Below are 512 nucleotides of genomic sequence, written 5' to 3'. Positions count from 1 at the left end.
GCCGTGCCCGCGCTGGTCGACGCGGTGGCCGGGCTGCTGCCGGGCGGCGACGGCCCGCGCGACCCCGGGTCGCTCCCGCTGGTGGCCGGCGTCGTGCTGCGCACCGGCGCGCCCGCGGGAGTGCTGCACGTCGGCCTGGACGTCGACGCCGCGCAGTTCGCGGGCGCCTCGCCAGACCTCGCGCTGCGGGTCGTCGCCGGGGTCTCCCTCGGCACCGCCGGACCCGTGCCCGAGCTCGAGGCCGACGTCGGCGCCACAGGCGTGGGCGCCGTCCGGCTGCGGGTCGGCACGACGAGCGGCGGGTCGGACGCCGCGGTCGGCGTGACCGTCTCGCTGGCCCCGGACAGCCGGCCCGAGGTGGTGGTCTACCCGGCGCCACGCGGCCTGTCCGGCCTGGCCGACGCCGCGGCGGCCGGTGCGCTGGCAGCGCTGCCAGCCCTGCTGACCCGGCTGGCCGCCGAGGACCCGCCCGACCCGGCCGCCGCCACGACCGCGGTGCAGGTGGCCGGGCG

1 pseudogene is annotated in these 512 nt (G+C 81.6%); it reads left to right on the top strand.

Annotated features, from left to right (window positions below):
• Positions 1-512, top strand: a pseudogene (locus ACYVJ4_RS18835) (hypothetical protein); the annotation flags it as partial.

Source organism: Angustibacter peucedani (assembly GCF_054779595.1).
Note: the sequence above shows the minus strand (reverse complement) of the source record. Positions and strands in the feature narration are given on the sequence as shown.